The following is a 13,003-nucleotide window of genomic DNA, read 5'->3' on the forward strand; positions in this document are numbered from 1 at the left end:
GACCCCGGATCGACCCCCTGGTGCCCGAGTCGCGCCTGCCCAGGGTTGGGACGACGATCTTCACCGTCATGTCGCAGCTGGCTGCCGAGCACGGCGCGGTCAACCTGGGCCAGGGATTCCCGGACTTCGACGTGCCACCGCGGCTGGTCGGCGCGCTTTCGCAGGCGATGGCCGACGGCCACAACCAGTACGCCCCGGCCCACGGATTGCCGGCACTGCGCGAGGCGATCGCCGACAAGACGCAGGACTGCTACGGGTACCGGCCCGACCCGGCGAGCGAGGTCACCGTCACCTCCGGCGGCAGCGAAGCGATCCTGGACGCGGTGATGGCGACCGTGCACCCGGGCGAGGAAGTGATCGTCCTGGACCCCTGCTACGACTGCTACGAGCCGGCGATCGAAATGGCCGGCGGCACCGCGGTCCACGTGCCGCTGGACCCGCAGGGCTTCGCACCGGACTGGGAGCGGGTGCGCCAGGCGATCACGCCACGGACCCGGATGCTGCTCGTCAACAGTCCGCACAACCCCTCCGGCGCGGTGCTCGGGGTGGAGGACATGCGCCAGCTGGAGGCGCTGTTGCGCGGCACCCGGATCCTGCTGCTGTCGGACGAGGTCTACGAGCACATCGTCTACGACGGGGCGCGTCACGAATCGGTGCTGCGCTACCCGGGGCTGCGCGAGCGCGCCTTCGTGGTGTCCAGCTTCGGCAAGACCTATCACTGCACCGGCTGGAAGGTCGGCTACTGCGTCGCCCCGCCGGCGCTGACCACCGAGCTGCGCAAGGTCCACCAGTACAACACCTTCTGCACCTTCACCCCGGCGCAGCTCGCCTTCACCCGGATGATCCGCGAGGAGCCGGCGCACTACCGCGGCCTGGGCGGTTTCTACCAGCCGATGCGCGACCGTTTCCGCGAGCAGCTCCAGGGCACCCGCTTCCGGCCGCTGCCGGTGCCCGGGGGCTACTTCCAGCTGGTGGACTACTCGCAGGTCAGCGACCTGGAGGATGCCGAGTTCTGCCGCTGGCTCACCATCGAGCACGGCGTCGCGGCGATCCCGCTGTCGCCGTTCTACCGCTCGCCCCCGGCCGGCCAGCGCCTGGTGCGCCTGTGCTTTGCCAAGAACCCCTCCACCCTGGACGCCGCCATCGAGAGGCTCGAGAAGCTATGACCGACAAGCTGGCCGACCACGCCGCCAGTCCGACCACCAACCTGCGGGTTTCGATGGTGCAGGGCGCGACTCTGTGGCACGACCCCGACGGGAACCGCCGCTACTACGGCGAGCTGGTGGCCTCGGTACGCGGCATGACCGACCTGGTGGTGTTGCCGGAAACCTTCACCAGCGGCTTCTCCAACGCCGCCGGCGACGATGCCGAGACGATGGACGGCCCGACGCTCGACTGGCTGCGCGACCAGGCCCGGCAGGCCGATGCGGCGATCACCGGAAGCGTGCAGATCCGGGAGGCGGGCGGGGTCTACAACCGGATGCTGTTCGTCACCCCCGATGGCGGGGTGTCGCATTACGACAAGCGCCACCTGTTCCGCTATGCCCGTGAACACGAGCGCTACGCCCCCGGCCGGGACCGGCTGACGGTGGAGTGGCGGGGTTGGCGGATCTGCCCGATGGTCTGCTACGACCTGCGTTTCCCGGTGTTCGCCCGCAACCGCTTCGACGTCGAGCGACCGGGCGGGCTCGATTACGACCTGGCGCTGTTCGTGGCGAACTGGCCGGCCGCCCGCAGCCATGCCTGGAAGGTCCTGCTGCGCGCCCGGGCGATCGAGAACCTGTGCTTCGTCGCCGGGCTCAACCGTGTCGGCAACGATGGCAATGGCATCGACTACAGCGGCGACAGCGCGATCATCGACTACGTGGGCGATCCGGTCAGCGAGTACCGCGACATGGAGGTCGTCGCCACCAGCACGCTGCTTGCCTCGGGCCTGGCCGGGCATCGGCAGAAGTTTCCGGCGATGCTGGACGCGGATCGCTTCGAATTGCGCTGACGCGCGCCGCCCCGCCACGGTGGTACGGTGCATGCGGGTGCAGAGGCGGGACGGCTGATGATGGCGGACACGCGCGCGGTGCTGTTCGGCATGCTGCTGGCGATGGCGGCCTGGCTGCTGGTGACCGCCCCGGCGGCCTCGCAGCCGGCGCCGGCCGCTGGCGCGTCCGGGCCGGTGCTGGTGCTGGAGATCGAAGGCGGCATCGGTCCGGCGACCCGCGAATACCTGCGGTCCGGCCTGCGCCGGGCCGAGGCCGAGGGGGCCGCCGCGGTCGTCCTGCGGCTGGACACGCCGGGCGGCCTGGACGCGGCGACCCGCGACATCAACCGCGACATCCTCGCCTCGCCGGTACCGGTGATCGCCTGGGTCGGCCCACAGGGTGCGCGTGCCGCCAGTGCGGGGACCTACATCCTCTATGCCACCCACTTGGCGGCCATGGCACCGGCTACGTCGCTGGGGGCGGCCACCCCCGTGTCGATGGGCGGAGGTCCGGCCCCGGCGCGTCCTGCCGATGGTGCGGACGACGAAGCGGAAGCCGAAGGCGGCACGGACCACGGCGGGAGCGACGGCGCCCCGGCCGGCGACCCGATGAGCCGCAAGGCGGTCAACGACTCGGTGGCCTACCTGCGCGGGCTGGCGGACCTGCGCGGCAGGAACGTCGAATTCGCCGAGCGCGCAGTGCGCGATGCGGCGACCATGACCGCCGACGAGGCCCTGGCGGCCGGGGTCATCGAGCTCATGGCACCCGACATCGGCGCGCTGCTGGAGGCGGCCGACGGCCGCACGGTGCAGGTGGAGGGCGCCGCGACGGCACTGCGCACCGCCGGCGCCGAGGTGGTCCCGGTGGCGCCGGACTGGCGTGCCCGGCTGCTGTCGGTGCTGACCGACCCGAGCGTCGCCTACATGCTGCTGCTGGCGGGCATGTACGGCCTGCTGCTGGAAGGCTACAGCCCCGGCGCCGTGGTGCCCGGCGTGGTCGGCGCGATCTGCCTGCTGCTGGCGCTGTACGCGCTGCAGGTGTTGCCGGTGAACTACGCCGGGGTGGCGCTCATCGCCCTGGGCGTGGTGCTGATGGGTCTGGAGTTCGCGGTTCCCAGTTTCGGCGCCCTGGGAATCGGCGGGCTGATCGCGCTGCTGGTCGGATCGCTGATGCTCTATGACACCGATGTTCCCGGCTTTGGCGTGTCCGGGCGGCTGCTGGCGGGACTCGGGATCGCCAGCGCGCTGGTCTTCATGGGCGCGGCCTGGGGCGTGGCGCGCGCCCGCAGGCGGCCGGTGGTCAGCGGCATCGATGAACTGCTGCACCAGCCCGCGCTGGCACTTTCGGACTTCGACGGCCGCGGCCGGGTCCGCGCGCGTGGCGAGGTCTGGCAGGCCGATTCGGCCGTTCCGGTCATCCGCGGCCAGCAACTGCGCGTGATCGCCGTCGACGGACTCGTGCTGCGCGTCGAGCCGCTGGAACCCAACCCCCGACATCCAGGAGATCCCGCATGAACCTGATCACCGTGTTCCCCGTCCTCATTGTCCTGGCGATGCTGCTCTTCAGCTCCATCAAGGTGCTGCGCGAGTACGAGCGGGCGGTGGTGTTCCAGCTCGGCCGCTTCTGGAAGGTCAAGGGGCCGGGGCTGATCGTGCTGGTGCCGATGCTGCAGCAGATGGTCCGGGTGGACATGCGCACCATCGTCATGGACGTGCCGCCCCAGGACCTGATCTCGCGCGACAACGTCTCGGTGCAGGTGAACGCGGTGGTGTACTTCCGGGTGGTCGACCCGCAGCTGGCGATCATCGCCGTGGAGCACTACTACGAGGCCACCAGCCAGCTCGCCCAGACCACCCTGCGCTCGGTCCTGGGCCAGCACGACCTGGACGAGATCCTGGCCGAGCGCGACAAGCTCAACGACGAGATCCGCTCCATCCTGGACGAGCAGACCGATGCCTGGGGCATCAAGGTCGCCAACGTCGAGATCAAGCACGTCGACATCAACGAGACGATGGTGCGGGCGATCGCGCGGCAGGCGGAGGCCGAGCGCCAGCGCCGGGCCAAGGTCATCCACGCCGAGGGCGAGCTGCAGGCGGCCGAGAAGCTGGTCCAGGCCGCCACCCTGATGGGCGCCGACCCGCGCGCAATCCAGCTGCGCTACATGCAGACGCTGACCGAGATTGCCAACGACCGCAGCCAGACCATCGTGTTCCCGATGCCGATGGACCTGATGGAGACGCTGTCGCGCAAGCTAGCCGGCGGGGCCACGCTGGCCGACCAGGCACGTGGCGCGGCGCCCGCCGGCACCGGGAACCGCCCGCCGGAGGCCTGAGCCCATGGCTTACGTGCCCCGGTACACCGCCGATGCGCCCGACCGCGAGGCGGTGGACGCGATGGAAGGGCCGGTCGTGCTGGAGTTCGGCACCGACTGGTGCGGCCACTGCCAGGCTGCGCAGCCTGGCGTGCGCGCGGCGATGGCGGCGCACGATGGCGTGCGCCACCTCAAGGTAGAGGATGGCCGTGGCCGGCGCCTGGGCCGCAGCTTCGGGGTGAAGCTGTGGCCCACGCTGGTGTTCATGCGCGACGGGACGGAGGTGGCACGGCTGGTGCGGCCGACCACCGCCAGGGCGGTCGCCGGGGCACTGGAGTCGATAGACCCCGCGTCCTGACTCAGGAGCAGCCGCCGCAGCAGTCGCTGCCCGCGCCGCTGTGCGGCTTGGCGCTCTTCGCCGGGTACCCGGCGCCGCCGAGGGCGGCGATCGCCTGCTCCTTGGCCAGCACGCCCTCGACCCTTACCCGGCCGGCATCGACATCGACCTCCACCTGCGCGGTGGGATCGACCGTGGTCAGCGCCTGGTGGATCTTGTCGCTGCACTTCGCGCAGCTGATTCCCTCGACTTCGAACAGCATCTGCCTCTCCTGGATGGATCCCGCGATTGCGGGGCGGATACAGGATGGTGGCCCGGGGCCGCGGCCGCCTTGATCCGGATCAGCCCGGGGCCACGCAGCCGCGGCGCTCACGCCGGGGATGCAAACCTGCCCGCGGACGGCCGCACGGGCGGCCAGGAGAAGCCGATATGGGCAAGCACATCATGTTGGGGTTGGCCGCAGCCGTCGTGCTGGCGGTTGGCTGCAGCCGGGGGCAGGGCGGGGACCAAAGCAGGATCGGGGAGCAGGCGGGCGACAGCGGGCAGACCCGGGCCACCCCGACGCGTTCCGACAACCCCGCCACCCCGTCGCGGGTCGGGGAGGGTGGCACGCTCGTCACCGATGCAACGGACGTGACCGGCACCCTGGGCGTGTTCACCGCCGGCGAGGCAGCCCCGGCCTACGTGGTCGACAGCAACAGGCGCGCGGTGTACCTGCTGGAAGGCGATGCCGACGGCAGCGGCTGCGACGAAGGCTGCCTGCGCGACTGGGCGCCGGTCATGCCGCCCACCGGCGATCCCACCACCGACGGGGCGCTGGCACCGGTGCTGGTGGACATCATCCGGCGGCCCGACGGCACCGAACAGATGACCTACAACAACCATCCGCTCTACCACTACGTGGGCGACCAGACGGTGGGCGACGCCCGCGGCCATCAGCTTCGGGACGACTGGGGCAGCTGGTACTTGGTCACACCACAGGGCACGGCGGTCGGCGAGAAGGAAGGGCCGATGCCGGGTGAGCCCGGTGGGAACGCCGAACCGGTCCGCTGACGCCTGGGTTGCCCGCGGGAACCCCCCGCGGGCACGCCGACAGCTCTGGCTGCGTGCGGCTCAGGCTCCGCCGCGCGGTCCGCGGTTGCCGCCAGGGTTGCCGCGGGGCGGGCCGCGCCGGGCGCCGCCGGCCGGCTTTCCGGCCGGCTTTCCGGCCGGTCGGCCACCGGGCCTGCCGCCACCGGGGCCGCCACCACCGGGGCCTCCGGGACGCGCACCCGGCTTCGCACCGCGGGGCTTGTTCGAACGTTCGCCGTAGGGACTGCCGCGGTCGGACGCTCCGCCCGGGGCGCTGTCGGGGTGGCCGTAGGGCCGTGCCGGGCCGGCGCCGCGGGGCTTGCCACCCTGGCCGGGACGGGCGCCGTGCGGCTTGCGGTTGCGGCCGTCGGCGTTGCGGTGGCCGGCCGGGCCGGTCTCCACGCCTTCGGGCACGTACCAAGTACGGAAGGCCGCCGGGTTGCCGTCCGGCAGGGCCCGGCTGTGCTTGTCCTTGCGCTGCTTGAACGGCTTCTGCGACTGCCGGGCGGCGGCCTCGCCGCTGACCGTCAGCGCCCCCTGGGGCCGGCCACGGCCACCGCGGCGGCCGCGGTCCTCGCGCGGATTGTCGAAGCGGCGCAGCTCGCGGCCTTCATCGGCGGTCGTGACGTGGCCGTCGACGTAGCCCGGAGCCGCCCGGGTGCGGCCGCTCAGGTCGATGGTCGACTTGGCGGCGCGACGCTGTCCGATCACCGGCTGCAGGGTCAGCGCGGATGGCGCGCCGTCCTCGAGGCCAAGCTCGCGGCGGAGCGTCTCCACCTTTTCGGTCGCCAGCTCCATCGACTGCCCGCGCAGCAGCTCGCGCGGCAGCGGGACCCGGCCGTAACGGACGCGCTTGAGCCGGCTGACCTGGCAGCCCTGGGACTCCCACAGCCGGCGCACCTCGCGGTTGCGGCCCTCCTTGACCACCACCCGGAACCAGTCGTGGGAATCGCTGCCGCCCACCCGTTCGACCTCGTCGAACTTCGCCGGGCCGTCCTCCAGCGCCACGCCGCGGCGCAGCCGGTCGACGAGTTCGTCCGGCACGACGTCGGTTCCCTCGGGGGCGCGCACCCGGCACACGTACTCGCGCTCGACCTCGTGCGAGGGGTGCATGAGGGTGTTGGCCAGCTCGCCGTCGGTGGTCAGCAGCAGCAATCCGGTGGTGTTGATGTCCAAGCGGCCGATCGCGATCCAGCGCGAGCCCTTGAGGGCCGGCAGTGCATCGAAGATGGTGGGTCGGCCCTCGGGGTCCTCGCGGGTGGTCACCTCGCCCTCGGGCTTGTTGTACATCAGCACCCGGGACGGCTCGGTCAGAGCGCTGGCGACGAACTGGCGGCCGTCGATCTCCACCTTGTCACCACTGCCGATGCTGGTGCCGACCTGGGCGACTTCACCGTTGACCTTGACCAGGCCATCGGCGATGCGCTGCTCCAGTGCCCGGCGCGAGCCGAGGCCGGCCTGGGCGAGAACCTTGTGCAGGCGCTCTTCCAGGCGGGTGGCGGGTGCGGACTCGCCGCGCTTGAGGGTCAGCTTGTTGCGGGGTTGCTCGTTCATTGTTCCTGCTCCGACGGGGCCGCGTGGGCGTCGTCATCTCGTGCATCGTTACCGGGCGCCGCGCTTTCGTCGGCGGGTTCCGGTCCGGTGGGTTCGGTGGGTGGCGTGGGCCCGCCATCGAAGGCGAGCTGGGGTTCGAGCTCGCCGATGTCCCTGAGTTCGGACAGCGGCGGCAGTTCGTCCAGGCTCTTGAGCCCGAAGTAGTCGAGGAAGCCCCGGGTGGTGCCGAACAGTGCCGGCCTGCCGGGTACGTCGCGGTGGCCGATGACACGGATCCACTCGCGCTCCTCGAGCGATTTGATGATGTTGCTGCTGACCGACACGCCGCGGACCTGCTCGATCTCGCCGCGGGTGATCGGCTGGCGGTAGGCGATCAGCGCCAGGGTTTCCAAGGTCGCCCGGGTGTAGCGGGTCTGGCGCTCGGTCCACATCCGCGCGACCCAGGGATGGACGTCCTCGCGCACCTGGTAGCGGTAGCCGGACGCCACCTCCACCAGCTCCACGCCGCGGTCGCCGCAGGCTTCCTGCAGGCTTTCCAGGGCACGGGCGACGGCACCGGCGGGCAGCGCCTCGTCCTCGCTGAACAGGGCCGCCAGCTGCGCGGGTTTGAGCGGCTGGCTGGAGGCAAGCAGTGCCGCCTCGACGATGCGGGTGATCTGTGTCTGGTCCATGCTCATCGGTTCCTGCCGGCGGTGCCGGAGGGGTCAGTTCCTTGCGCCGGCATCATTGGCGGGTTCGTCGTCGAACTCGCTGCCGAGGGTCGCCGTGTCCGGCAGGGCGCCGGTGGCCAGCGACTTGACGTAGATCGGCGCCGGCAGCCGCCGTCCGTCGTCGGCGCGGGTCGCCCCGGGCTCCTGGACGATTTCCACCAGCTGCTCCTTCGCCAGCGTCAGCAGGCCGAGGAAGGTGACGATCACGCCCGTGCGGCCCTCCGAGGCATCGAACAGCGCCTCGAAGACGTGGAAGGCGCCATCGCCGAGCCGCTCCAGCAGCTCGCCCATGCGCTGGCGCACGCTCAGTGCGTCGCGCCGGATCGCGTGGCGGGTGTACAGCTCGGCGCGCTTGAACACATCGTGCAGGGCCAGCAGCATCTCCCGCAGGTCGACCTCGGGTGGCAGCCGGACCGAGGCCCGGTCGGGCACGAAGGCCTGGACGGTGGAGGTGTCGCGGTCCTGCCGGGGCAGGGCGTCGATGTCCTCGGCGGCCTGCTTGAAGCGCTCGTATTCCTGCAGCCGGCGGACCAGTTCGGCGCGCGGGTCCTCCTCCTCGCCGTCTTCGGAGGGCGGGCGCGGCAGCAGCATGCGCGACTTGATCTCGGCCAGGATCGCGGCCATCACCAGGTATTCGGCGGCCAGCTCGAAGCGCATGTGGTGCATGGCCTGGATGTAGTCGACGTACTGGCGGGTGATCTCCGCCACCGGGATGTCCAGGATGTCCAGGTTCTGCCGGCGGATCAGGTACAGCAGCAGGTCCAACGGCCCCTCGAAGGCGTCGAGGATGACCTCCAGCGCGTCCGGCGGGATGTACAGGTCCTGCGGAATCTGCAGCACGGGCTGGCCATGCACCACCGCCAGCGGCATTTCCTGCTGCTGGGGCGGCGGCGCGGGGGGCGCGTGCGGATTGCTGGCGGTCGCGGGGTTCGCGAGGTCGTTGGTCATGCGTCTACGGCCCTCGGGCCGTGGCACTGCGTCTTCTGGCGTTTGCGTCTGTGGGTGCGGCTGCTGCCGGTGGGCAGGCCGCGCTGTTGCGATGCCGGGCGCCGGACGGTGCTCCGTGCACCGGTCAGGCAGGCTCTGGTTGCCGTTCGCCCCGGAGTGGCCGCAGGTCTCGCCACGCGGGTGGCGGGAGTGCGGTTCCGTGGAGGGCCGCCGGGCGATCCACCGGGCGTGGGGAAACCGGGTGCCGGGACGCGGTTCCTGCGTCGCGGCGCGCCGGGGCGGCCTCTTGACTTCCGGCTAGGGTACGGGCGTCCGCCGGCACTTGTCCAGCATTGCCGGCCGCTACAATCGAGGGCTTGCCATGGAGGATCGTGCATGTGGTACGTGATCGAGGGGCGCGATGCGCCGGATGCCCTGGAGCACAGACGCGGGGTGCGCGCCGCACACCTGGCGCGGCTGGAGCTGCTGCGTGACCAGGGCCGGCTGCTGCTGGCGGGGGCCTGCCCGGCGATCGATGCCGCCGACCCGGGACCGGCGGGCTTCAGCGGCAGCGTGGTGGTGGCCGAGTTCGGCTCCGTGCAGGAAGCGCGCGAGTGGGCCGACGGCGACCCCTACCTGGAGGCCGGGGTCTATTCCGGGGTCGAGGTCCGGCCCTTCAACCGGGTGTTGCCATGAGCCCCGGGCCGCTGCCGCGCGAGGCGCGGCTGTCCGCGATCCAGGCCGCCATCGGAACCGCGCTGGCACCGGTGAGCCTCGAGGTCGAGGATGACAGTGCCCGCCATGCCGGGCATGCCGGCGCGCGCGACGGCCGCGGCCACTTCAACGTGGACGTGGTCAGCGCGGCCTTCGAGGGCCTGTCGCCATTGGCCCGGCACCGCGCCGTCTACGCTGCCGTGGGGAACCTGATGGAAACCGACATACACGCCCTGTCGATCCGCGCCAGGACCCCGGCCGAAGCCGGGCGCTGAGCTCCCGGCTCGCGCAGGCGCCGGCACGCCCGGGCGCCCACCGGGTGCTCACACGGAGGTGACAACAATCGCCGATCCCGGGCGCGGCCCGGCAATGGGCGACTGCATGACCACGATTACAGGATGTTTCCGGCCGGGACCGTCGCGGCTGGCCGCGGCACTGGCTCTGGCGCTGGCCCTGGCCGCGCCGGCGGTATCGGCCCAGAGCACCGCGGCCGCCATCCACGGGCGCGTCACCATCGACGCCGTGCCCGCCGAGGGTGCCCGGGTGCGCGCGACCAACGTCGACACCGGCCTGGCGCGCAGCGTGCAGGCGGGCCGCGGCGGTGAGTACTCGCTGGCCGGCCTGCCCCCCGGCAGCTACCGGGTGGAGGTGGACGACGACGGCGGGAATGCGGGCATGCGGACGGTCACCGTGCGGGTAGGCGAAACCGCAACCCTCAACCTCGCCACCGGCGGGCGGGCGGAGACCGCGCCGGCGGGCGGGGCGACCGAGATGGAAGCGGTGGTGGTCACCGCCCAGGCGCTGCCGGAGACCCGCACCTCCGAGGTCGCCAGCTACATCTCGCAAAAGCAGATCCAGGCGCTGCCACAGGTTTCGCGCAACTTCCTGGCCTTCGCCGACACTGTGCCGGGCATGCAGTTCGTCAACTCCGGCGAGAGCGGCTACAGCAGCCTGCGCAGCGGCGCGCAGTCATCCAACGGCATCAACGTCTACATCGACGGCGTGGGCCAGAAGAACTACGTCACCAAGGGCGGTCTCAGCGGGCAGGACAGCAGCCGGGGCAATCCGTTTCCGCAGCTGGCCATCGGCGAGTACAAGGTCATCACCTCCAACTACAAGGCCGAGTACGACCAGATCAGCAGTGCCGCGGTCACCGCGGTGACCCGTTCGGGGACCAACGAGTTCGAAGGCAGCTTCTTCTGGGACCGGACATCCGACCAGTGGCGCGCGCCGACCCCGCGCGAAGAGGCCGAGGGGACCAAGGTGCCATCGCGCGAGGAGCAGTACGGCGTCGCCTTCGCCGGCCCGATCCTGCGCGACAGGCTGCACTTCTTCGTCACCTACGAGGCCAAGGATTTCCTGCAGCCGCGCGAGGTGCGCATCGGCGAGAACGTCACCGTCGACCGGTTGCCGCCCCACCTGCGGCCACTGGTAGGCAACAACCAGGCCACGTTCAACGAGGACCTGTACTTCGGCAAGCTCAGCTGGCAGGCCACCGACACCCAGCTGCTGGAGCTGACCGCCAAGCGGCGCGAAGAGGACGGCCTGCTGCTCGACAGCGGGGTGGACACCGCCAGCCGGGCCAAGACCGACAACAACCAGGAGACCCGGATCGACCTGCGCTGGCAGGCCGGCGCGGGCGACTGGCTCAACGATGCCCACCTGACCTGGGAGGAGAGCCGGTGGAACCCGCGCTCGAACGTGCACGAGCCCGGTTACCTGCTCTACACCTGGCCACAGGGCGATGACGGCAACCCCCAGGAGCGGCTGGTGCTGGCCGCCGGCGGCGGCGCCGACTACCAGGACAAGGGCCAGGAGGGTCATGGCCTGCAGAACGATTTCAGCTGGTTCGGCTGGGAGGGCCACACCATCAAGGCGGGGGTGAAGTTCAAGCGGGTGGAAGTCAGTGCCTTCGAGCAGCAGCCCTGGAATCCGCAGTTCCGCTACGACATCGCCGGCGACCCGGCCGTGCCGTACCAGGTCGACTTCAACGCCAGCACCCTCACCGGCGACCGCCGGGCGGGCTCGGTCAACCGGCAGCTCGGGATCTACCTCCAGGACGACTGGGAGCTCAACGAGCGGCTGACCCTCAACCTGGGGCTGCGCTGGGACTACGAGGAGACCCCGGGGTTCCTGGACCACGTGACCGATCCGGGCATCGCCGCCGCGCTGCGCGGCTGGGCCAACATCCGGGACACCGACTACGACATCGAGCGCTACATTTCCAACGGCCGCAACCGCAGCGCGTTCAAGGACGCCTGGCAGCCGCGGCTGGGTTTCTCCTGGGACCTGTTCGCCGATGGCCGGCACGTGGTCTTCGGCGGTGCCGGCCGGGCGTATGACCGCAACCTGTTCGACTACCTGGCCCTGGAGCAGTCCAAGCACACCTTTCCCAGCTACAGCTACCGCTTCGACATTCCCGGGCACCCCTGTGAACCCGGGGAGGGCAACTGCCTCGCATGGGACCCGGCCTACATGGACCCGGAGGCGCTGGAGGGGCTGGCGGCGGCCGATCCGAACCTGGGTACCGAGGTCAACCTGATCCGCAACGACCTGCGCACGCCGTACTCGGACCAGTTCAGCCTGGGCATGCGCAACGTGGTGACGCTGGGGAACCATGATTGGGAGACCTCGGCCACCTACGCCCACATCCGCAGTTACGACGGTATCTACTTCGCGCTGGGAAACCGCTGGCCCGGCGGCAGCTTCCGTGACCCGGCACGCCCCGATGCCACCTGGGGCGGACAGCCCTGGGACTTCCCGATCCCGGGCTACGGCAACCTGGTGATCGCGCAGAACGGAATCCAGACGCGGCTCGACAGCCTGCTGCTTTCGATCGCCAAGCCGTACACCCGCGCGTCCGGCTGGGGCGCCACCATCGCCTACACCTACAGCGACGCCCGCGAGAACCGCCTCAACGCCGCCAACAGCGACGAGCACTATCTGTTCGACCATCCCGGCCTGGCCGGCCAGCCGATGCTCGCCTCGGTCGGCATCGCCCGCCACCGGCTGGTCGCCACGGGCATCCGCGACCTGCCGGGCGGACTGACCCTGTCGGCCAAGCTGACCGTGGCCAGCCCGCTGGTGCGCGATGCGGTCAACTGCTTCGACGTGTCCGGTACCGACTACTGCCACTTCGACCCCTACACCCCGGATGACGATGGCTTCAGGCAGCTCGACATCGCCCTGCAGAAGGCCTGGGACACCGGGACCGACCTGCGGCCGTGGGTCCGGTTCGACCTGGTGAACGCCTTCGACTGGCGCAACTGGACCGACTACGACAACCACCGTGGCGACCCGGGGGCGGGAAACCCCGACTGGGGGCGCCGGAACGGCAACGGCATCCTGCTGCCCACCCGCACCTTCAAGCTTTCGATGGGGTTCGACTGGTAGCGGCCGGCTC

Annotated in this window: 12 protein-coding genes and 1 pseudogene; 9 read left to right on the plus strand and 4 right to left on the minus strand. The window is 71.0% G+C overall.

What is annotated here, in order from left to right:
• The first annotated feature begins 17 nt into the window (after window positions 1–17).
• The 5 genes from LY625_RS01070 to LY625_RS01090 are packed head-to-tail and all read left to right on the plus strand — an operon-like array spanning window position 18 to window position 4,645.
• Window positions 18–1,166: a pyridoxal phosphate-dependent aminotransferase gene (locus LY625_RS01070; RefSeq protein WP_233737553.1), complete on the plus strand. Its 1,149-nt coding sequence runs from the start codon at window positions 18–20 to the stop codon at window positions 1,164–1,166.
• Window positions 1,163–1,996 carry an amidohydrolase gene (locus LY625_RS01075; protein WP_233737148.1) on the plus strand — a complete coding sequence of 278 codons (834 nt, stop codon included), beginning with the start codon at window positions 1,163–1,165 and terminating at the stop codon, window positions 1,994–1,996. The genes LY625_RS01070 and LY625_RS01075 overlap by 4 nt, the downstream gene beginning before the upstream one ends.
• Window positions 1,997–2,053: 57 nt before the next feature.
• Entirely contained in the window at window positions 2,054–3,490 is a 1,437-nt protein-coding gene (locus LY625_RS01080) for a nodulation protein NfeD (protein WP_233737149.1), read from the plus strand.
• Complete coding sequence (locus LY625_RS01085; RefSeq protein WP_233737150.1) at window positions 3,487–4,308, plus strand: slipin family protein; 822 nt, start codon at window positions 3,487–3,489, stop codon at window positions 4,306–4,308. Before LY625_RS01080 ends, LY625_RS01085 begins: the two co-directional genes overlap by 4 nt.
• A 4-nt stretch (window positions 4,309–4,312) precedes the next feature.
• The gene (locus tag LY625_RS01090) at window positions 4,313–4,645 is read left to right on the plus strand and encodes a thioredoxin family protein (protein WP_233737151.1); all 333 of its coding nucleotides are present in this window, start codon (window positions 4,313–4,315) and stop codon (window positions 4,643–4,645) included.
• Window position 4,646: 1 nt separating this feature from the next.
• Here the strand turns inward: LY625_RS01090 and LY625_RS01095 are convergent, their stop codons facing one another.
• Window positions 4,647–4,886 carry a heavy-metal-associated domain-containing protein gene (locus LY625_RS01095; RefSeq protein ID WP_233737152.1) on the minus strand — a complete coding sequence of 80 codons (240 nt, stop codon included), beginning with the start codon at window positions 4,884–4,886 and terminating at the stop codon, window positions 4,647–4,649.
• Window positions 4,887–5,053: 167 nt separating this feature from the next.
• Here LY625_RS01095 and LY625_RS01100 point away from each other — a divergent pair, with 167 nt between their 5' ends.
• Window positions 5,054–5,677: a hypothetical protein gene (locus LY625_RS01100; protein ID WP_233737153.1), complete on the plus strand. Its 624-nt coding sequence runs from the start codon at window positions 5,054–5,056 to the stop codon at window positions 5,675–5,677.
• Window positions 5,678–5,737: 60 nt separating this feature from the next.
• Here LY625_RS01100 and LY625_RS01105 read toward each other — a convergent pair whose 3' ends face one another.
• The 3 genes and pseudogenes from LY625_RS01105 to LY625_RS01115 form a co-directional block, all read right to left on the minus strand.
• On the minus strand, window positions 5,738–7,249 hold the full coding sequence (locus LY625_RS01105) for a pseudouridine synthase (protein WP_233737154.1): 1,512 nt from the start codon (window positions 7,247–7,249) through the stop codon (window positions 5,738–5,740).
• A gap of 125 nt (window positions 7,250–7,374) precedes the next feature.
• Window positions 7,375–7,920 (minus strand): annotated as a pseudogene (scpB, locus tag LY625_RS01110) (SMC-Scp complex subunit ScpB); the annotation flags it as partial.
• A 33-nt stretch (window positions 7,921–7,953) separates the two neighbouring features.
• The gene (locus tag LY625_RS01115; RefSeq protein WP_233737155.1) at window positions 7,954–8,907 is read right to left on the minus strand and encodes a ScpA family protein; all 954 of its coding nucleotides are present in this window, start codon (window positions 8,905–8,907) and stop codon (window positions 7,954–7,956) included.
• A 375-nt stretch (window positions 8,908–9,282) separates the two neighbouring features.
• On the opposite strand from LY625_RS01115, the gene LY625_RS01120 reads away from it, so the two are divergent.
• The 3 genes from LY625_RS01120 (at window position 9,283) to LY625_RS01130 (ending at window position 12,993) form a co-directional block, all read left to right on the plus strand.
• Window positions 9,283–9,582, plus strand: a complete 300-nt coding sequence (locus LY625_RS01120; RefSeq protein ID WP_233737156.1) for a YciI family protein — start codon at window positions 9,283–9,285, stop codon at window positions 9,580–9,582.
• Entirely contained in the window at window positions 9,579–9,875 is a 297-nt protein-coding gene (locus tag LY625_RS01125; protein ID WP_233737157.1) for a BolA family protein, read from the plus strand. Before LY625_RS01120 ends, LY625_RS01125 begins: the two co-directional genes overlap by 4 nt.
• 106 nt (window positions 9,876–9,981) lie before the next feature.
• Window positions 9,982–12,993, plus strand: coding sequence for a TonB-dependent receptor (locus LY625_RS01130; RefSeq protein ID WP_233737158.1), 3,012 nt, complete (start codon window positions 9,982–9,984; stop codon window positions 12,991–12,993).
• The last annotated feature ends 10 nt before the right edge of the window (window positions 12,994–13,003 follow it).

This window comes from Lysobacter sp. GX 14042 (genome assembly GCF_021390425.1).
GTDB lineage: Bacteria > Pseudomonadota > Gammaproteobacteria > Xanthomonadales > Xanthomonadaceae > Novilysobacter.

What these genes read in the sequence shown, in the direction of transcription:
- LY625_RS01075 (WP_233737148.1), top strand. Translation starts at nt 1,163, where the DNA reads ATGACCGACAAGCTGGCCGACCACGCCGCCAGTCCGACCACCAACCTG.
- LY625_RS01080 (WP_233737149.1), top strand. Translation starts at nt 2,054, where the DNA reads ATGATGGCGGACACGCGCGCGGTGCTGTTCGGCATGCTGCTGGCGATG.
- LY625_RS01085 (WP_233737150.1), top strand. Translation starts at nt 3,487, where the DNA reads ATGAACCTGATCACCGTGTTCCCCGTCCTCATTGTCCTGGCGATGCTG.
- LY625_RS01090 (WP_233737151.1), top strand. Translation starts at nt 4,313, where the DNA reads ATGGCTTACGTGCCCCGGTACACCGCCGATGCGCCCGACCGCGAGGCG.
- LY625_RS01095 (WP_233737152.1), bottom strand. Translation starts at nt 4,886, where the DNA reads ATGCTGTTCGAAGTCGAGGGAATCAGCTGCGCGAAGTGCAGCGACAAG.
- LY625_RS01100 (WP_233737153.1), top strand. Translation starts at nt 5,054, where the DNA reads ATGGGCAAGCACATCATGTTGGGGTTGGCCGCAGCCGTCGTGCTGGCG.
- LY625_RS01105 (WP_233737154.1), bottom strand. Translation starts at nt 7,249, where the DNA reads ATGAACGAGCAACCCCGCAACAAGCTGACCCTCAAGCGCGGCGAGTCC.
- LY625_RS01115 (WP_233737155.1), bottom strand. Translation starts at nt 8,907, where the DNA reads ATGACCAACGACCTCGCGAACCCCGCGACCGCCAGCAATCCGCACGCG.
- LY625_RS01120 (WP_233737156.1), top strand. Translation starts at nt 9,283, where the DNA reads ATGTGGTACGTGATCGAGGGGCGCGATGCGCCGGATGCCCTGGAGCAC.
- LY625_RS01125 (WP_233737157.1), top strand. Translation starts at nt 9,579, where the DNA reads ATGAGCCCCGGGCCGCTGCCGCGCGAGGCGCGGCTGTCCGCGATCCAG.
- LY625_RS01130 (WP_233737158.1), top strand. Translation starts at nt 9,982, where the DNA reads ATGACCACGATTACAGGATGTTTCCGGCCGGGACCGTCGCGGCTGGCC.